The following is a 19,349-nucleotide window of genomic DNA, read 5'->3' on the forward strand; positions in this document are numbered from 1 at the left end:
TATTGCTACTTGAAAATCAGTGTTCCAGTTGTCTGCATCTTTGTGGAAGAATCTTGGCGGGTAGTAGGGTGGCAGGACTGGACTAATATTGTAATGACAATACTGTGAATTACAGTATGGCTTTAAATCGAGTGCCATCTTAACTTTAGATGTTCAGTAGCCAATAGATAATTAGCGTTGGTCGAAAGTCAATCTATGCTAACGAGATATTCATTGTTGAAGATCTTTCAGTGGCTAAATAAAATAGCTTCGAGTGCATATTTCCACGGAAATATAGTAGCAAGGTGAATTTTGATACAGGTTTGCATTGCTTTAACCAATTAGGTGTTCTGGGCAAGAAAATTACAGTTTATAATAAAACTACCAAAGTATTGTTGTGCTTGGCTGGTAGAAGGATGCTGATTGCGTATACAGGCGAAGATAGAAAAATTAGTTTTCCTGTCCGGAATAATTAAGAATCTATATATTTCGGTAGAACACCTTAGTGTAATTTAAATTATGTGTCCATGTATTGGTGGTTTGGTTCTATGGATGAACTTTTCTTAAAGGTGTTAAATGTTGTGTCACACGCTCAGTCTTTGAAAGGCTTCCTTTTTCAGGGCTATATATCAGACGCAGTCGAAAACGGATTTCTGAGCCGGAAGGGATTATCATAAAGCTAGGACATCATAATGAAAAAAACACCCGTAATGATACTGTTTATGCTGCCCTTTTTAAGCGTGGTGGAGATATGGGCAAGTAGTAACACTTCTATCAAGGATCGTTACGATCAGTTGAATGAAATTTATTCTAATGTAGAGCTTGGCTCAATTAAGGAAAGAAGGGAGGTAGCTGAGAGTCTATATCTAGAGAATTTTAAACCAATTATAGCTAACCTTGGTGAGGAGCAGCTAAGACAGCTGGATCTAGAATATTTATTTAGAGCTGTAACGGTTGTCAATTTTTATGATCCTCAGGTTAATTATACCCGTGATTTGCGTAGGCTATTGGAGTTTCTTGAAAGAAAAGAATTTGTAAAGAAACGGCATTATGCTGATTTGCAAAAAGCCTATGTTGCCGCTGGGCAGTTCGAATTAGCCAGAAGTATGGTTGACGAAAAGAAATTAAAATATTTGGAATATTTGCCTAAAATTAACAGGGTTAATGACCTGGCGCTCGAAAAGCCATTTATTTTGGAATTTGAAAATTCGTCGCTTAAGCAGCGTGCTTTTGAGATTCCTTCACAGGGTCCTTTTATTTTAGTTATTTCAAATCCTGGATGTCGTTTTTCCAGGGCTGCAGCAAATTATATTAGTGATGATGTACAATTTAAAAAGATGTTTTTTAAGCATTCTGTTTGGCTTACCCAGCCAGGCGGAAGTCTGCAAGTTGAGCAGCATAAAAACTGGATGCAAACTTATCCAAAATTACCGGTCGGCTTGATATATAATTCATCATCGTGGTCTTTCTTAGATGCTAATTTGGGTACGCCGGCGTTTTACTTCTTTCACGACGGACAACTAAGTCAGTCAATATTAGGTTGGTCTTTGGATGATAATCAGCAGGCACTGAAGGATGCTCTTACTGATATTGGTTTAATATAGGTTTTTTTGGTGAGCGTATTAGGCAAATTCTGTTAGTAGCCACCCTCCTCAGGAGTTTCTTAATAGATTTCAATACATTGGTAGTTTTCGTACAGTCATAGCCTCACAGTTGCTATCTTATTGGGCAATCTCTTACAATTTTCAATGTCTGGGTTCAAGTTAATTTTGTCGAAAACTCTATCCATAATCTGTCGACTGAACTTGCGACGTTTCCTCTATATTTGTTGATGGTAACTTATGGAGACCTGAAGGTGGTGAAATCTAGAGAAGCTTAATTGTTAGAGTAACCCTAAATATTAGTCGGATGATGACTTGTTTGTTTGAATGAAATCTATGCTGTTGTAATTTCAGGTTCTTTCTCGATAAATTCGCCCCACGCTATTTATATGGGGCGATAGTCTTTATCTTTATGAAGTGAAATTAGTTGTGTGATTTAGTCATACCTTAAAGCTGGGGCGCTTCTTGAGCTGCTCGCGCCAGCGAATCAGGTGGGGGTGCTTTTCTTCATTCGGGCGCAGATTTTGAACTTTGCCGAAGTCCAGACTACAAACCATACTGATGTCCGCGACTGAAAAATAGTCGCCAACCAGGTATTCACTATCGGAAAAGTGATCGTTTAAAACGCTCATAAACTTCAGGGCGCGTTTACCTGCATCCTCACCAAACTCTGGGTAGACATTCATACGGTCTTTAAAAAATCCGGAAACATGCTGAAAGCACATCCCAACGGCGAACATCAAATTAAAATCAGCGCGACGATTCCACATCTCCACCAGGGCTTTTTCTTTAGCATTTCGCCCGAAAAGGGGAGGGGTTGGGTGTAATTCCTCGAAGTAACGCTGGATAGCCACAGATTCGGCAATGTGGGCGCCATCGTCCAACTCCAAAACCGGTACTTTTTTATTGATATCCTTGCTGCGAAATTCTGGGGTGAGATTTTCCCCCTTGGTAATATCCACAGGAGCAAACTCTACATCAATGCCTTTTTCAGCCAAGTACATACGAACTCGGCGGCAATTGGGTGCACTCGCAAACTCATAGATTTTCATAGGGGCTTCCTCTCGCCTTGGCGATTACGGTAAATTGTACGATTTCCAATAAAAACAGTTCAAATCTAAGAGAGACTTACTGGTGAGGACAATGACCACAAGTGCCAAGAGAAACAGCTTCTTTCGCCGCACCGCCACTGCCGTGGCGGTTTGTGTAGGATTCTTCAGCCTGCCGGTATCTGCAGAGAGTATCGCTATTTATGCGGGGAAAATGTTCGACAGCACTAATGGAAAATTATTGGAAAATCGCACCATTCATGTGGTGGGTGGCCGGATTGAATCGGTACAAAAAGGATTTGCCAAGCGGGATAGGGAGTCCTTGGTAGATCTGCGCGAGTACACCGTATTGCCAGGGCTTATGGATATGCATAGCCATCTTACTTATGAGTTTGGTCCTCGCGCTTACGTGGAGTCCTATACCTGGAATCCGGCAGACTTTGCTCTGCGCAGTGTAGATGCAGCTAATCGCACATTACAAGCGGGTTTTACTACTATACGCAATCTTGGTGATCACGATAATGTAACCGTGAGCTTGCGCCGGGCTATTGAAGCTGGCACGATTGAGGGGCCGAGAATTTATACTGCGGGTAAGTCAATTGCTACCACCGGTGGCCATGCGGACCCCACAAATGGACGCCGTGAAGATCTGGTTGGTAATCCCGGCCCGGTCGATGGTGTTGTCGATGGCCCAATCTCTGCTCGTAAGGCAATACGTCAGCGCTATAAAGATGGTGCAGATCTAATCAAGATTACTGCAACCGGTGGTGTCTTGAGTGTTGCCAAAAGCGGACAGAACCCACAGTTTATGCAGGATGAGCTTGAGGCCATTGTTGCAGCGGCTAAGGACTATGGTTTTACCGTGGCGGTGCATGCCCATGGCAAGGAGGGGATGATACGTGCGATCCGTGCTGGAGTGGATTCAATTGAGCACGGCACCTACATGGATGAAGAAGTAATGGACCTGATGCGGCGCAATAGTACCTGGTTTGTACCGACACTCATGGCGGGGGAGTGGGTGACTGAAAAATCTGCAATCGAAGGGTTCCTGCCAGATATTGTGCGCCCCAAGGCAGCAACTATGGGCCCGTTAATGCAGGATACTTTTTCCAAAGCTTATAAGCGCGGTGTCAAAATTGCTTTTGGCACCGATACAGGGGTCACCAGGCACGGAGAGAATGCTCGGGAGTTTGTACTGATGGTGCAAGGTGGTATGACGCCAGCAGACGCTATCCGTTCGGCCACGTGGAATGCGGCTCAACTTCTGCAGGTACAGGATGAACTGGGTAGCATCAGCGAGGGTAAAATTGCCGATATTATCGCAGTCGCGGGCAATCCCCTGGAGGATATTTCCGAATTGCAGCGGGTGCAATTTGTAATGAAAGGGGGCAAAGTATTTAAGGAGCCCAGCGAACCTGCGGTTGAGGTATTTATCGAGGGTGTGGGCGAGAGCTGAAGGGAACAGATTTCCGGCCCCATAAAATATTGGTGGAGCCGGAAAGCTTGTCTTAGTCTTCCAGTTCGAATACCAGCTCAAGATTTACGGAAAGGGTCGTCTCACCGGGAGAGATTGGGGTTGAAGCGCTTTCCTTTACCGCCATGTCACTGCGCAGCATCATCGGGCGGGGCATACCGCCATTGCCATTTTCAGAAATACTAACAATTCTTCGAACTTTCATTCCCAGGGCTTTTGCATAGATAGTAGCTCGCTCCTGGGCATCTAAGAGGGCCTTTTCACGGGCTTCCGCTTTGACCGGGCCAGGTTCGCCGATTTCAAAACTTGGGCCGTGAATTTGGTTTGCTCCAGCAGCTGCCAAACCGTCCAGTACCTGGCCCAGTTTATCCAGTTTACGCACTTTAACGCTCACCGTATTCCGCGCTGTATAGCCCACTATTTTCGGGGTTTGATTTTGTTGGTAGCGATAGCGGGGAGAAAGGCTGATACCGCTGGTTTGGATATCTTTCTTGGCGATACCCGCTTTCTTTATCGCCGCCATCAGTGATTCCATTTGTTCAGCGTTATCACTCATGGCCTTTTTGCTGTCTTGGGCTTCTGTTACCACGCCCACGGAAATATTGGCTACATCTGGTATCTGGCTGGCTTCACCGTGAGCCGCAATAGAGACCAGGGTTCCCCGTTCGGAGGGAGCCTGCCCATTTCCGCAAGCGGCGATAAGCAGAGTAAGCACTGTGATTGTCGAGAATTTTACTAACTTCATGATTTTTCCTTATCAATCGCTATGGATTTGGCATCACTCCGATGCATTAGGCGCCAAATACTATCAGTGCCTTTCTGAACCGCAGCTGAGCAAGAAGGTCAGCATAACGGATCATCGGGGAGCTGTAGACAAGCTGCTTGGCAATATTGGCTTGCCACTTGGCCGGGAAAGTGCTGCCAACTTAATCAGAGCTAAATTTCTTCTGATAAGTTTCATCTTTCTTGGTAGATAACAAACCCCAGGAGAAGAAGGTATCGACATCTGTTGGAAACACGTGGCTGCATGTGTTTTTAGGATGCTCAATCGCAGGCTGTACCTGGCAGGCTAAATCCAGCCGCCGTAATTCTATGAGTCAGAGCTGTCGGGAGAGTAGAGATTATTATAAGGAGGGCTTGGAAGAAGCTCAGTCAGTGTGCTCTATTCGCCTGGCGAGGCTATCGGGGAGGCCCAATGTGTCTTTCGCGGGCGGACGGGCGAAACCACCTACGCGGGCAATGCCTGGGTTGAGCCGTACAAGACCCTCTGCTAGCACGACAGCGGCAGGGACTGGATCGACTACAGGAATCGGCAGTCTGCCAGAAACCTTTGTGGCAAGACCGGCGAGTGGCCCTCCAGCGAGGATGGCGACATCTGCCCGGTCAGTATATGCGGCTTCTTCTACGAGCTGAACCAAGCTTTCGCTAAGCTCTTCCTGTACGGTTTCGATCGATTGGAAACGCTCGCTAGGTAGGCGAATGCCGGTGAAGCGATTTTCGAGACCGGCACGCAGCACACCATCGCGAAACCAGTCCGCCAAACTATCGCTAAATGTGATTATCGAGAAGCGCTGGCCAAGCGCACAAGCGGTCAGCATTGCCGCCTCGGCAACACCGATCACGGGAATGTCGAATAACTGACGCGCACCAATAAGACCTGGATCCCCGAATGCAGAGATAATGACTGCGTCTACCTGTGTGTGGTGTTCAGCAATTGTCTCGAGGATATCACTAGCAATAATTTCGGCCTCGACCCGGCTTGAAATATAAGGAAAGCCGATCTTGGCGGTGGTCGCTACGATTTTGGTGCGCGGAGATGCAACCCTTTGTGCGGCGCCCGCCATTAGTGACGTCATAGATTCTGTGGTATTTGGGTTGAGGAGAAGCAGCTTCATGATCAGGTCCAGACTCTCTTATTTCTAGATTATATCGCCCGCTAAAGTATGGATTAGAGTATGGATCAATAGAGGCTGAGCGGGCCGCTGGCTAGCTTGGTATGTTAGTCAGCAGAACGGTGCCCGCGAATTTATTTAGGGAGAGCCAAAAACCTGCTGATAAGTTTCATTGTCGTCATGGTAGATAGCAAAGCCCAGGCGCAGCAGATGTTGGCGCCTGTCGCAAAGGACTGCTCGGGCTTTCAGCTCTTTTTGTAGCTTTTCTGAGTTTTCTGTTGTGCTGCAATCGAACGTGAAAAAGTGGCCATGGCCCTCCTTCAGGTCGTGGTGAATCAGGCGCTCCCGGTTGAGTAGCGGGTGGCTGTTTTTGTCCATTGTGTTCAGGAAGCGGCTTTGGGCATTGAGGACATAGCGGTGGATTTTATCTACGGTGATACCTTCGCGTCGGAATAGATCGAAAATGGCAAGACCCTTGTACAGGCAGGAATAGTCCATAGTGGCGCCGGCAAAACGCAGCCAGTTATCCCCGTAATTGACACTTCCAGGGCGATTTTCAAGTTCTGCCATTTCGGCAAACCAGCCAGTGTTGAGCGGGCGCAAGCGACACTGGGATGGAATACTCATAAAGCACAGACCTTCACCGGCACCTAGGTATTTATAGGAGCCTGCAGTAAAGAAGGCCTTATCTGCGACCTTGCTCAGGTCAATGGGGCGAGCAAAAAAACCATGGTAGCCATCAATAACAAACTCGGTTTCCTCGGGTTTTTGCTCAGTAATACGTAGCAGCTCGGGGAATACCACGCCAGAATCAAAAAATACCAGGCTGGCATAAGCCAGCTGGTAGTTCCGGGTATGCAGCTCTCTCTCAAAGCGCTCGGCTAGTGTCGCATAGGGGGTCTTTGGAATACGCGTTACTTCCACATGGGGCAATTCTTCGAGTCGCTGTAATTGGCGTGCAAAGCTGTAGAATTCGCTATCGGTGGTGAGTATGCGCAGTGGCTTGGCGGGATCCAGGGCGCTGATCAAGCGGTAAACCAATTCGTGGGTGTTTGGGGCAATAGCGATTTGCCCGGCATCTGGAATTTGTAGTGTGCGCGCGACAGCATTTTGCCAGGCGGGTATTTTCTCGTGAAAAATGGGTCCCCATTTATCGTCGGCAAGCAGTGCCGCATCGTGCCAATATTGTTGCACCGCCTCCAGAGTGATATCCGGCCAATAATGATGGGAGTGGCAGGCCATATGCAACATGGCAGAGGGGCTGCCGCTAGGGGCTTGTGAAAAGGCTCGATAGAATTTCTTATACATTTGCTTTTCGCCACGCGAGGCTGAATTATTTATTATTCCGCGATTTTAGATCCTGATAGCAGGAAGGAGTAGAGGGTGAGGTATCTGCATACAATGGTCCGCGTGGCCGACTTGGAAGAATCTTTAAAATTTTACTGTGAAAAGTTAGGGCTACAGCTTGTAACGCGTAACGATTACGACAAAGGTCGCTTTACTTTGGTGTATCTGGCTGCACCGGAAGATGTAGATGCCGCAAGGGAAAATAAGGCCCCTATGCTGGAGCTTACCTACAACTGGGATCCGGAATCCTATGGTGGCGGGCGCAATTTTGGCCATTTGGCTTACGGAGTTAATGATATCTATGCCGTTTGCCAGCGGATGATGGATGCGGGCGTGACTATCAACCGGCCTCCCCGTGATGGACATATGGCATTTTTTCGCTCTCCAGATGGTATCTCGATAGAGCTACTACAAAATGGACAGCCGTTGGCGCCTCAGGAACCCTGGCAATCAATGGAGAATACCGGAGAGTGGTGATCCCCTCAGGATTCAAACCCGGTACACTTCCGCCTGAATGGATACCTTAAGAGACGCTTTGTGAAGAATACCAGTTGCATATTATTGGCCGGCGCAAATGCGGCGCACCAGATTCGTGAGGAGGGCTTACGCCAGGAACAGTTTTCCACCCTGGTGGGGGCCTCAGGAGGCCCCAAGTGGCTGGTCATCAGCCAGTTGGACCGGGTACTGATGGGGGAATTTTTTAAGGGGCGTCGTGATCCTATCGCGACACTGGGGTCTTCAATCGGTAGCTTTCGCAATATGTGTTACGCCATGGCGGAGCCATTGGAGGCCCTGGAGTGCTTGGAATATGGTTATATCCATCAGAGTTATGCCTCAGACAAACCGACACCGGCGGAGATCACTGCTGCCGGGGAGCAAATCCTGCTCAATGTTTTAGGTGAAAATGGTGCAGGCGAAGTAGCAGGCAACCCGCTGTGGCACAGCCATTTTGTCACTGTGCGTGGCCGCGGTCCCCTGGCTAGTGAAAAGCGCGCCTTCCTGGCCCCGGCGTTGTTTGCATCGGCCATGGCCAACGCGCTCTCCAGGCACAGCCTGAGCGCTTTTTGGGAACGGGTGGTTTTTCACTCTGGCCGTGATGCCGCAGTACGGTTTGGCAACCTGAGTACGGTGGATACGGCGCTATCCGCGGACAATGTTTGTGCAGCGGTCCTGGCGAGTGGTTCTATTCCATTGGTGATGGCGGGAGTTCGCAACCCCGCTGGTGCTCCACAGGGAAATTATCGTGATGGTGGTATCACCGACTACCATTTTGATTTACGTTTCAGTCACCCCCAGGGTTTGGTGCTCTACCCGCACTTTTTCCCGTTTATGGTGCCGGGCTGGTTTGATAAAGGGCTTTCCTGGCGTCGTGTGCGAGGTGATGCTATGTCATCGACACTGTTGGTGGCACCTTCTCCTGCATTCGTGGCGAAGCTGCCCTATGGCAAAATCCCTGATCGTAATGATTTTTATAAGATGGGCCGCGAGGAACGGATTCGCTATTGGAAGAAGGTTGTGGAACTGAGCAAATGGGTTGCCGATGATTTCCATGAAGTCTGGCAGAGTGGCCGTGCAGCGGACCACCTCATAGAGGTTGGCTTCGATGATATTCCGCACAAGTTACATCAGGTCAGGGCCGCATGAACATGGCGCTGGAGTTTAATCATCCGCAGGAAGAGTTTCGCACCACTCAGGAGAGAGTCTATTTCCAGGTGCGAGATGCTATTTTACGTGGCAAATTTTTGCCGGGGCATGCGATTACCATTCGCGGCTTGGCTGCGGAGCTGGATTGCAGCCCTATGCCGGTGCGTGAAGCCTTACGGCGCCTGACTTCTGAGCGGGCCTTGGAGTTATCCGATACCCGTCGTGTCACGGTACCGACAATGACTCCTGAGAAGCTCGATGAGATCTGTGCGGCGCGTGTTGCGCTTGAGTGCCAGGCTGCAGAGCAGGCCCTGCCGTTTGTACAGGAGGAAGAACTGCAGCAGCTACGAGCCCTGGATGCGCGGGTGACGGCTGCCCTCGAACAAAAGGATATTGAGCAGTATGTCACTGCTAATCTCGATTTTCACTTTACTCTCTATCGCATGGGGCGGCCGCATATCATTCTCTCGTTGATCGAGAGCTTATGGCTGCAGACAGCGCCTCTTCAGCATCTTGTATTTCAGCGCTTTGGTGTTCAGGAGCTGCCGGATCGCCACGAGGATTTGTTGGATGCCATTGCAGACAGAAGTGTAGAGAGGATTCGCCGCGCCATTCGCCAGGATATAGAAGAGGGGCTCGGCTCAATCTCCGCTGAGGAGTTGCTCTAGCAAGCCGCCGTGACTGTTAACCCGCTGTACATCAAACCGCGCGTGGCAGGAGACGTCGCCCAAACAAAATGACCATCTGGTTTTAGCTTTCCCTCAGTTTGCCCACTTGGCCTCATTCGACCTTAAGGTTGCTGTGAGGCATAGATAGATCTTGCGCTTCTGTGAGTCTCGCTACTAAAATGTGATCACAAATTTGGTAGTAATAATTCGCCTTGTGATACCCATTGAGCAGGGCGGGTGACAGATTGCGGGAAAACCTCCGCCCGACAAGCAGAGGCTGATTGTCCGGAGCGGCGGGAAAGCCCCAGAGCAAAAGCCAGGAGCGAAATATGAACAAGAGTGAGCTGCAACAACACGACCGCGAGCACCTGCTGCACCCCTTTACGGACTTCAACGATCTGGGCCAGCAGGGTACCCGAGTGATTACCAGCGCTGAAGGTGCCTACATCACTGATATCGATGGCAATCGTATGTTGGACGGTATGTCTGGATTGTGGTGTTGTAACCTGGGTTACAGCCGTAAAGAAATTAGCGATGCCATCTATGAGCAGTTGAATACCCTGCCGTTCTATAACAGCTTCTTCCAGTGCACCACTGTGCCTTCTATTGAGCTGGCTGATGCTCTGGCGGAGGTGACCCCGGCCAATATGAGCAACGTTTTCTTTACCGGCTCCGGCTCCGAAGCAAACGATACGAACTTGCGTCTGATTCGCCGTTTCTGGGATCTTCAGGATAAACCTGAGAAGCGTATCGTGATCTCCCGTAAGAATGGCTATCACGGCTCTACCATTGCCGGTGCTAGCCTCGGTGGTATGAGTGGTATGCATAAGCAGTTTCAGCCGCTGGACTACATTGAGCATGTGCAACAGCCTTACTGGTTTGCCGAGGGTGGCGATATGTCCCCGGAAGAGTTCGGCATTCATGCTGCGCGCAGCCTTGATGAAAAGATCCAGGAACTCGGACCTGAGACAGTTGCCGCTTTTATTGCAGAGCCTATACAGGGTGCTGGTGGTGTAGTAATCCCACCGGAAACCTACTGGCCAGAAGTGAAGAAGGTGCTGGATCAGTACGATATCTTGCTGGTGATGGACGAAGTGATTTTTGGCTTTGGTCGCACCGGTGAGTGGTTTGGCGCAGATTTTTACGGCCTCAAGCCCGATCTGATGACTTTTGCCAAAGCAGTAACCAATGGTTACTTCCCGCTGGGCGGCACCATGGTGGGTGATCGTGTTGCTGACGTGATTAAAAGTAAGGGTGGTGAATTTACTCACGGTTACACCTACTCAGCGCACCCGGCAGCTTGTATGGCAGGATTGGCGACAATTAACATCCTGCGCAATGAAAAAATTATTGAGAATGTGCGCGATGTGACAGGCCCTTACCTGGCCAAGCGCTGGGCTGAGCTGGCAGAGCATCCGATTGTCGGTGAAGCCCGAAGTCTGGGTATGGTTGGAGCACTGGAGCTTGTAAAAGATAAATCGAGCCGTGCCCGCTTCGATGACGACTGTACCGCAGGCGCAGTGTGTCGTGATCTCAGTATCAAGCACGGTTTGGTAATGCGTGCTGTGGGCGATGCAATGGTTATCGCGCCGCCGCTGATTATTACCACTGAGCAGGTCGATGAGTTGGTGGAGAAGGCGCATCGCGCCCTGGACGATACCGCAAAAGCACTGGCGTAAACTCGCGGTATCGCATCTATTTATGAGAGCGGCCCTAGGTCGCCCCTCATCGTCTGTCGGTGGCGGATGTGAGTGGTGGCTCAATGCCGCTTTTGCGGTTTGACTGGATTACCTCAGGCAACTTATGTCTCAAGAAAAAGAATTCACTGCCCAGCCAGAGCTGCTGGAGCAGTCGCGTAAATTCCTGGCAGAGCACCCGGACCTAAAGTGGATTGAAGGCTTTATGTTCGATATTAACGGTGTGCCCCGTGGCAAATGGCTGCCTGCCGAGGCGGCAGAAAAACTGCTTAAAGGCAGTCTGCAGATGCCGCGCAGCGCTGTCAGCCTGGACATCTGGGGGCGGGATATCGAAGACAGTCCCCTGGTCTTCGCCAGTGGAGACAGCGACGGTGTCTGCTTGCCGGTTTCGCCGATCAGCCTGGCGCCATGGCACAGAGAAGAGACGGCCCAATTGCATATGCAACTGCATGAGGCGGATGGGAGCGCACTGTACGCAGATCCACGCGCCCAGTTGCAGCGAGTGGTGGATCGATTAAAAAAACTTGGTTACACCGCAGTTTGTGCCACCGAGTTGGAGTTTTACCTGTTACGTGATGAGGTGGATCACCTGGCACGACCGCGCCCGGTTAGTGATAACGACGCTGAGTTGGTGCCTTCCACAGACGTATACGATTTGTCTGAGCTGAATGCACAGCGCCACTTCTTTGCTGATGTTCGTGCTGCTTGTGAAGAGCAGGGGATCCCGGCTGATTCTGTACTGTCCGAGTGCGCGCCAGGTCAGTTTGAAATTAACTTGTTGCACAGTGCTGATCCGGTGAAGGTTGCCGATCAGACCCTACTGTTCAAGCGACTGTTGAAAGGTGTGGCCCGCAGCCATGGTTTCCGGGTGAGCACTATGGCCAAGCCGTTTGGGGATCAGGCCGGTAACGGTATGCATGTGCATATGAGCTTGATCGACAGTTCGGGAAAAAATGTTTTTGACGACGGCAGTGAGATGGGGTCAGATCTGCTGCGCCAAGCGGCGGCTGGTATGCTGGCAACCGCAAACGATGCGATGGCATTTTTCGCGCCGCATAGCAATTCTTATCGTCGCTTCCAGGAGGGCTCACATGCGCCGCTAAATCTTTGCTGGGGCTATGATAACCGCACGACGACCTTGCGGATTCCAGCAAGTAACCCCGAAGCTCGGCGTATTGAGCACCGCATTGCCGGAGCAGACGTAAACCCCTATCTGGTTCTGGCGGGAATTCTTGTTGGCGTCTGTCATGGCCTGGAAAACCAGCTGCAACCACCAGCTCCAGTGGAAGGCGACGCCTATCAAGTTGAAAGTGAGCAATTGGTTAATACCTGGAGTGGCGCACTCAAGCGTTTTGAGCAGAGCCAGCTATGGCGTGAGTACCTTGATCCACGCTTTATTGAATTATTCCTGTTACTTAAGCGTCAGGAGCAGGTGGAAATTGGTTCACGGGTTACAGATGTGGAGTACCAGAGCTATTTGCACCGCGTTTAGCGATGACTTAAGAGGTGATACAGCACCGATTGTATGAATACTGAACGGCTTTTACGACAGGGCAGATGGAGAGCTGTAATACTCTGCTATACCTAAATTTAAGTGCGTAACGCGCTTGAAACTCTCCTCCTGAAAGTGTGTTCGAGAAACCTGGCCCGCCTCTGGCGGGCATTTTTTTATCCTCGCAAAACGTTTCTTCAGTTATCCATTACACCATCGCAGATGCTTAGGATTTCCTTCGGTTCTTTTTCCCAATGATCAGTGAGTGACTGTCAATACATAGATTGGGTCGATATGGAATAGGCTCTCCTGAATCCAGTCGTGTTTGTTTTCACTCTTTGGGGGGAAAGCATTGCTGTATGTGGCTTTCAGTTTGGCTCGTCAATCTACATGGCAGTCGGGTTGGCCAATAGTGTGGACAGCTTCTGCCTAGCAGTCATTTCCACGCCAGTGTATTCTTCCGCTTTACTAGCGTAAGGCCCCCGATTTATCAGTCGACGTAACATAGCTCCACGACGCGGTGTTACCGGATTGGTGAAAGATAGGTGGGCCTCAGAACAAGCAGATGGGGAATCTATGACCGCCTTGGGAAATTGTGCAGACGGTCCAATGGCTGGCAAGACGCGGCCGCTAAAAATATGTTTATTAGGTTATCGCAGCAATCCACATAGCGGTGGTCAGGGAATCTACCTTCGCTACCTGAGTAAGGCATTGGTTGATGCTGGCCACTCTGTGGATGTTATCTCAGGCCAACCCTATCCAGAGTTGGATGAGCGGGTAAATTTGATAAAGATGCCGGGACTGAACCTGTATGAGGTTGAGAACCCGGTGCGAGCTCTTAAGGCTAAACACCTGCTTTCCTGGGCGGACTTTTTTGAGTGGTGGAGCAAACTCACCGGCGGTTTTGCCGAGCCTTACACCTTTGGTCGCCGCGTGGCCAAATACTTGCGTAAACACGGCCGTGACTATGACATAGTGCACGATAACCAGTCTCTTTGTTATGGATTGTTGGATATTGAAAAAAGTGGGCTGCCTGTCGTAGCTACTATCCATCACCCCATTACCCGTGATCGCCAATTGGCGTTGGATGCGGCGCCGGATTGGCGTTTTCGCCTGCTGGTGCGTCGCTGGCATAACTTCCTGAAAATGCAGATCAAGGTTTCACGTAAGCTGCGCCATATTGTGACAGTATCACGCCAGTCAGAGCGGGATATCATCGAGCAGTTTGGTGTGAAGCCAGAACAGATAAACCTGATCTATAACGGCATCGACACAGAAATATTCAGCCCCAGCGAAAGTGTTGAGCGCCTGCCACTTAGAATTATGACAACTGCCTCAGCAGATCAGCCACTCAAAGGACTGGGGGTGTTATTGCTGGCACTTGCCAGCTTGCGCCAGAGGTTTAACGGTCTCGAGTTGTTGGTGGTGGGGAAGCTACGGGAGGGGGGGGCAACGGAGGAGCTGCTTCATCGGCTCGATTTGCAGAATGCAGTGCAGTTTGTCTCTGGCATTTCCAATGCTGAATTAGTCGGGTATTACCGCAGTGCCACAGTGGTAGCCTGCCCATCTTTATATGAAGGATTTGGACTGCCTGCTGGTGAAGCCATGGCCTGTGGGGCACCGGTAGTTTCCAGCGACGGTGGCGCGCTACCAGAGGTGGTAGGGGATGCTGGCATAGTGGTGCCGGCTGGTAACAGCCAGGCATTGGGTGAAGCCCTTGGTCGGGTTTTGTCGGATATATCTCTTCAAGCTGAGCTGAGTGCTAAGGGTAGGGCACGAATAGAGGATAAGTTCTCATGGGGGCTGGCAGCTGCGAGCCTCGTGGCTTATTACCGTGAAATACTGGGTGAATCTGCAGTGCAGCGTCGACATGAAGATGAGATAGTTGGCGCAGATGTCAGCGGTGCGGAGGCGGCTTGATGATTACTGTAGATCCGAAGCACCTGAGTCTTCGCCCAGGACAAAAAGTTCTGGATCTCGGGTGTGGCGAAGGTCGCCACTCCATTCACCTGATGATTACTGATGAAGTGGATATCTTCGGCATAGATTTATGCCTTGATGATGTGCGTACAGCCAGTAAGCGGGCTGAGCCTTTTAAAAGCCCGGAGCATGCCAAAGGGCGCCTGTTACTTGGGGTTGCCAATGGCCTGCGGCTACCTTTTGCCGATGCCACTTTCGATGTGGTGATTTGTTCAGAGGTATTGGAGCATATTGAGGATTACAAAGCGGTCCTAGCAGAAATCGATCGGGTTTTGAAACCCTCCGGTATTTTTGCTGCCACGGTACCATCTTACTTCCCCGAGTGGGTCTGCTGGAAACTGAGCGATGAATACCATGAGGTGGAGGGGGGCCATATTCGTATATTCCGTGAGAAAGAGCTGAGGGGAAGTATTGAGTCCTTGGGGCATCGCTATTTTGCGCGCCATAAGGCTCATGCTTTGCACTCCCCGTATTGGTGGCTGAAGTGTCTGTTCTGGAATCAGCCGGACTCCCGCTTAGTTGCAGCCTATCATCGCTTGTTGGTTTGGGACTTGATGAAGCAGCCAATGCTTACTCGTGCCGCGGAAAAGATACTGAATCCGCTGTTAGGTAAAAGTATCGCGCTTTATTTTGTCAAAGCTGAGCAGGAAGCGCCGGAGACTTTGCGCTTGGTGGGGGAGGCGAGTTCGTGAGTGAGATGGTTATTCCTCCGGTAAAAAACACAAACCTCTTTCCCGATGGGTTTGTCCGTGACAGTGCTGCCTATATTCTCTCCCAGCAACTGCCCGATGGCTCTATTCCCTGGTTTAAGGGACATTATGCCGATCCCTGGGATCACGTTGAGGCGGCCATGGGCTTGGCAATCGCAGGTGAATTTGCCGCCGCAGAAAAAGCTTATCGCTGGTTGGCAGATATTCAGTTGGCCGATGGCAGCTGGTGGGCGGCATACAAAAACGGTGCTGTTGATAATCGTGAGCGCCGTGAGACAAATTTTGTTGCCTATGTGGCCACCGGCATTTGGCACTTTTATCTGATTAGCGGAGACAAAGGCTTTTTGCGCCGCTACTGGCAGATGGTTGAGCGTGCAATTGATTTTGTTTTGGCACTGCAGACGGAGCACGGGGAAGTTCACTGGGCGGTGGATGCAGAGGGAGAGCCAAAGAAAGATGCCCTGATAACTGGCTGTTCTTCGGTTTTTAAGAGCCTCGAATGTGCCATCAACATTGCCAGAGAGCTGCGTGTTGACCGCCCCAGTTGGGAGCAGGGGCGCCAGGCTTTGGGGTACGCTTTGCGGCACAAGCCGGAACGTTTCGATCGAACCTGGGAAAGTAAGGCACGCTTTTCCATGGATTGGTTTTATCCTGTGTTAACAGGGGCCTTTTCTGGAGAAGCTGCTCGCACTCGCCTGCATCAGCGTTGGGATGAGTTTGTCGTGGCGGGACTGGGTTGTCGCTGTGTTAATGATGAGCCCTGGGTAACTGTGGCGGAATCTTGCGAGCTGACAATGGCACTATTGGCTGCAGGGCAGCGTTCCCGTGCTGAGATTATATTTCGGGGGCTTCACCGCTGGCAGGACAGTGATGGCGGTTACTGGACTGGTTATGTCTATCGGGATGAGGCAGTTTGGCCGGAAGAGAAAACTACTTGGACTGTGGGTGCTATGTTGTTGGCGGCGGATGCACTCGCCGACCTGACGCCGGCGAGTAGTTTGTTTACATCGGTACAACTGTCTTCAAATACGTCTCAGGATACCCAGGGTGTCTACAGTTTCGACGAGCTCGAACTGAGCGGAAGCCAGGGCTAGCTTGTAAATATCGTAAGGGGCCTGGCCGCCGTCGGCCGGGTCCGGGAATATATCGTGGATGGCGAGGTAGCCACCGGGAACAATATGGCGGGACCAGCTGCGGTAGTCGGTCATCGCAGCTTCCAAAGAGTGGCCTCCGTCAATAAACACCAAGCCGAGAGGTGTATTCCAGTGGCGTGCAGCGATAGCAGAGGGTGCCACGACAGGAACTACCCAGTCCTCGAGCTCAGCTGCACGGATATTTGCGCGAAAATTGCGAAAGCTGTCCATTAATTGGGCTCTTTCGTCAAAAAGGTCCGGGTCGTGGTACTCCTCGCCGGGTTGATGCTCCTCCGAGCCGCGGTGGTGGTCCACAGCGAAGACCACATTGTCTGTGAGTTTGCAGGCGGTAGCTAGGTACACTGTCGATTTTCCGCAGTAGCTGCCGACCTCCAGGCAGGGCCCCAGGCCGCTGGCCTCCGCGGCCAGATGGTAAAGTGCTTCACCTTCATGGGCAGCAAGAAATCCTTTGATAGCTCGAATATCGATAGATAATTTAATGGACATGGGTAACCGCTTGCTATTTTTTGTGGACCAAACACTAAACCGCTGCTTATACAAAAGCAATTGCGATTTGTTTTATATGTAGTGCTAAATCAAACAGAATTTAATGTATGCGCAAGGACCATAGGCCCTATTGGATGAAGCGTTTACAGTTGCGTTGGCGCAACTGGCGCACTGAGTACTTTCTGCTGCCACAATTTGATGCCATGGGGGTCGAGCCTGAAGTGATGGATCCCTCTTCGGTCTATGTTTTTGGCAGTAATGTCCGTATTGGTAATTATCCCCATTTAATTTCCAATGCAGAAAAATGTATTCGCTTTACGACATTTGGCCATAAGGGTGGCGAGGCATTTATCACCATCGGTGATTATGTGCTGATTTCCCCGGGTGTGCGTATTTCCGCTGCACAGTCCATAGAAATTGGCAACGCCTGTATGATTGCCGCGAATGTATATATTTCGGATTCGGATTGGCATGGACTCTATAATCGCACCAGGCCTTTTCGCTGCACTGCACCAGTCCGCTTGGGAAATAATGTCTGGATTGGTGATAGTGCGACGATTTGTAAGGGGGTGAGTATTGGGGATAATTCGGTGGTTGGAGCAGGCAGTGTGGTTACCAAGGATGTTCCGGCAAATACTGTAGTTGCTGGTAATCCTGCAAAGCCTGTAAAAAGTATTAATCCCAAACGCCGAATGATTACTCGTGAGGCATTATTTGCCGATGCTTTTCGCCAGGCCCATAATCTGGATGAGCTTGACAAGATGATGCTCAAGGGCAACAGCGTCTTAGGTTGGTTGCGTTCGGTAGTTTTCCCTCGCCGTGGGGATTAAAAAGGTATGCACGATTTATTCTCGAACATTTGAACTGATGAAAAAAAGAAAAAGTATTGTTCTGATTGGTATGCCTGGTGCAGGCAAGAGCACCCTGGGTGTGTTGCTGGCAAAGGAGTTGGCTCTGGATTTTGTCGATACCGATGTACTGATCCAAGCCAGGGAGGGGAAAACCCTGCAGGAGATCATGGCAGAAAGCGACTATTTGAATTTGAGGGCTATTGAGGGAGAAGTGATCGCGGCTGCCCATCTGCCCAGCCATGTCATTGCTACGGGTGGCAGCGCTGTCTATAGCGACGAAGGTATGGCCAATTTAAAAGAACTTGGCACAATCGTGTTCTTGGAGTGCTCTGCTGAAGAGTTGCGCCGCCGTATTCACAATTATGAAAGTCGCGGGATTGCCAAGGCTCCGGGGCAGACTTTTGAAGCTCTGTTTACTGAACGCCAAGCTCTGTACCGGGAATATGCGGACATTACGGTAGACTGCGACGGTCTGACCATGCAGCAGGCTTTGGATCGGTTGTTAAGTCAACTGCCACGATAACCCTAGAGCGGCAGTAGAGCCCCTTGATTGTTGGGGCTCTGACTTATATCTTTCCTCAGAGGGGAAGCTGGGTAGTGTACTTCACTTGCTTTAAGGCAAAAGTAGAGTTCACCGAGGCCACGTTGGGCAGGTGCACCAGAGAGCGCTTTAGAAGTTGCTCATAATGCTCCACGCTGTCCACGACAACACGTAGAACATAGTCTTTGTCACCACTGGTTGAATAACATTCTACAACTTCCTGGACATCCTGGACCGCAGACTCAAAATTGTTCAGGGATTCTTCGTCATGGTTGTGGATAGTGACATAGCAGTATACTGTCACTCCCAGGTCTAACTTGCGGGGGTCCAGCAGGGTTACCCGGCCACGGATAATCCCTTCCGCCTCCAGCCTTTTGATCCGGCGCCAGCAGGGAGTGTGGGAGAGGCCGACTTTGTCTCCTAGCTCCGCCATGGAATAATCGGCGTTCTCCTGCAGCGCTCGCAGAATCTTACGGTCAAAATCATCCAGGTCTGTCGAACGCTTCATAAAGACTCCTATCCTATAAAAATTTGATCGATCGAGATTTTCATCACAAATTTACGCACATTTACGTAAATAAAGCAATGCTCTGTTGCGCTTAACGAACTAGTATGACCTGACCAATCCGTCTCAGGGCGGATGCTTTTTGTGATTGCCCGCCAAAGGATTCTGTGGGCCCATCACAAACCAGGCATCCGACTGCTGATACGAGGCGATTCGGAAGAATAATGACTTAAAACTCGAACCGAGTTTCGAGAAGAATAAACGACCGGAAGTTAGGTG

18 protein-coding genes are annotated in these 19,349 nt (G+C 50.2%); 12 read left to right on the forward strand and 6 right to left on the reverse strand.

Annotated elements, in window-relative coordinates:
- Positions 1–671: 671 nt before the first annotated feature.
- Complete coding sequence (locus ABWV76_RS16220) at positions 672–1,583, forward strand: hypothetical protein (RefSeq protein ID WP_353376601.1); 912 nt, start codon at positions 672–674, stop codon at positions 1,581–1,583.
- A gap of 437 nt (positions 1,584–2,020) precedes the next feature.
- On the opposite strand, the gene ABWV76_RS16225 is transcribed toward ABWV76_RS16220, so the two are convergent.
- A complete protein-coding gene (locus ABWV76_RS16225; protein WP_020413395.1) occupies positions 2,021–2,632 on the reverse strand; it encodes a glutathione S-transferase family protein in 612 nt (203 codons plus the stop codon).
- Positions 2,633–2,723: 91 nt separating this feature from the next.
- Between ABWV76_RS16225 and ABWV76_RS16230 the strand changes: the two genes are divergently transcribed.
- Positions 2,724–4,085, forward strand: coding sequence for a metal-dependent hydrolase family protein (locus ABWV76_RS16230; RefSeq protein ID WP_353376603.1), 1,362 nt, complete (start codon positions 2,724–2,726; stop codon positions 4,083–4,085).
- Between the two features lie 52 nt (positions 4,086–4,137).
- Here ABWV76_RS16230 and ABWV76_RS16235 read toward each other — a convergent pair whose 3' ends face one another.
- From ABWV76_RS16235 to ABWV76_RS16245, 3 genes are all read right to left on the reverse strand, one after another.
- Positions 4,138–4,848 (reverse strand): SIMPL domain-containing protein, encoded by a 711-nt coding sequence (locus tag ABWV76_RS16235; protein ID WP_020413393.1) that lies wholly within the window; start codon positions 4,846–4,848, stop codon positions 4,138–4,140.
- 403 nt (positions 4,849–5,251) lie between these two features.
- The gene (locus tag ABWV76_RS16240) at positions 5,252–5,998 is read right to left on the reverse strand and encodes an aspartate/glutamate racemase family protein (RefSeq protein ID WP_353376604.1); all 747 of its coding nucleotides are present in this window, start codon (positions 5,996–5,998) and stop codon (positions 5,252–5,254) included.
- A gap of 135 nt (positions 5,999–6,133) precedes the next feature.
- Positions 6,134–7,303 carry a hypothetical protein gene (locus ABWV76_RS16245; RefSeq protein WP_353376605.1) on the reverse strand — a complete coding sequence of 390 codons (1,170 nt, stop codon included), beginning with the start codon at positions 7,301–7,303 and terminating at the stop codon, positions 6,134–6,136.
- A 75-nt stretch (positions 7,304–7,378) separates the two neighbouring features.
- Here ABWV76_RS16245 and ABWV76_RS16250 point away from each other — a divergent pair, with 75 nt between their 5' ends.
- The 8 genes from ABWV76_RS16250 (at position 7,379) to ABWV76_RS16285 (ending at position 16,627) form a co-directional block, all read left to right on the forward strand.
- On the forward strand, positions 7,379–7,819 hold the full coding sequence (locus tag ABWV76_RS16250; protein ID WP_353376606.1) for a VOC family protein: 441 nt from the start codon (positions 7,379–7,381) through the stop codon (positions 7,817–7,819).
- 60 nt (positions 7,820–7,879) lie between these two features.
- Positions 7,880–8,986 (forward strand): hypothetical protein, encoded by a 1,107-nt coding sequence (locus tag ABWV76_RS16255; protein ID WP_353376607.1) that lies wholly within the window; start codon positions 7,880–7,882, stop codon positions 8,984–8,986.
- Entirely contained in the window at positions 8,983–9,654 is a 672-nt protein-coding gene (locus ABWV76_RS16260; RefSeq protein ID WP_353376608.1) for a GntR family transcriptional regulator, read from the forward strand. The genes ABWV76_RS16255 and ABWV76_RS16260 overlap by 4 nt, the downstream gene beginning before the upstream one ends.
- 329 nt (positions 9,655–9,983) lie before the next feature.
- Positions 9,984–11,333 carry an aspartate aminotransferase family protein gene (locus ABWV76_RS16265; RefSeq protein WP_353376609.1) on the forward strand — a complete coding sequence of 450 codons (1,350 nt, stop codon included), beginning with the start codon at positions 9,984–9,986 and terminating at the stop codon, positions 11,331–11,333.
- Between the two features lie 124 nt (positions 11,334–11,457).
- A complete protein-coding gene (locus tag ABWV76_RS16270; RefSeq protein ID WP_282952927.1) occupies positions 11,458–12,843 on the forward strand; it encodes a glutamine synthetase family protein in 1,386 nt (461 codons plus the stop codon).
- 576 nt (positions 12,844–13,419) lie between these two features.
- Positions 13,420–14,763, forward strand: a complete 1,344-nt coding sequence (locus tag ABWV76_RS16275; RefSeq protein WP_020413384.1) for a glycosyltransferase family 4 protein — start codon at positions 13,420–13,422, stop codon at positions 14,761–14,763.
- Complete coding sequence (locus ABWV76_RS16280; RefSeq protein WP_020413383.1) at positions 14,763–15,515, forward strand: class I SAM-dependent methyltransferase; 753 nt, start codon at positions 14,763–14,765, stop codon at positions 15,513–15,515. The genes ABWV76_RS16275 and ABWV76_RS16280 overlap by 1 nt, the downstream gene beginning before the upstream one ends.
- Before the next feature lie 5 nt (positions 15,516–15,520).
- A complete protein-coding gene (locus ABWV76_RS16285; RefSeq protein ID WP_353376755.1) occupies positions 15,521–16,627 on the forward strand; it encodes a prenyltransferase/squalene oxidase repeat-containing protein in 1,107 nt (368 codons plus the stop codon).
- On the opposite strand, the gene ABWV76_RS16290 is transcribed toward ABWV76_RS16285, so the two are convergent.
- Positions 16,556–17,173 (reverse strand): class I SAM-dependent methyltransferase, encoded by a 618-nt coding sequence (locus ABWV76_RS16290; protein WP_020413381.1) that lies wholly within the window; start codon positions 17,171–17,173, stop codon positions 16,556–16,558. The two genes, ABWV76_RS16285 and ABWV76_RS16290, sit on opposite strands and share 72 nt — an antisense overlap.
- Before the next feature lie 107 nt (positions 17,174–17,280).
- Between ABWV76_RS16290 and ABWV76_RS16295 the strand changes: the two genes are divergently transcribed.
- Positions 17,281–18,003, forward strand: coding sequence for an acyltransferase (locus ABWV76_RS16295; RefSeq protein WP_353376610.1), 723 nt, complete (start codon positions 17,281–17,283; stop codon positions 18,001–18,003).
- A 37-nt stretch (positions 18,004–18,040) separates the two neighbouring features.
- Positions 18,041–18,547, forward strand: coding sequence for a shikimate kinase (locus ABWV76_RS16300; protein ID WP_353376611.1), 507 nt, complete (start codon positions 18,041–18,043; stop codon positions 18,545–18,547).
- A 55-nt stretch (positions 18,548–18,602) separates the two neighbouring features.
- Here the strand turns inward: ABWV76_RS16300 and ABWV76_RS16305 are convergent, their stop codons facing one another.
- A complete protein-coding gene (locus ABWV76_RS16305; protein ID WP_020413378.1) occupies positions 18,603–19,073 on the reverse strand; it encodes an Lrp/AsnC family transcriptional regulator in 471 nt (156 codons plus the stop codon).
- Positions 19,074–19,349: the final 276 nt, after the last annotated feature.

The organism is Microbulbifer sp. NBRC 101763 (assembly GCF_040371615.1).
GTDB lineage: Bacteria > Pseudomonadota > Gammaproteobacteria > Pseudomonadales > Cellvibrionaceae > Microbulbifer > Microbulbifer variabilis.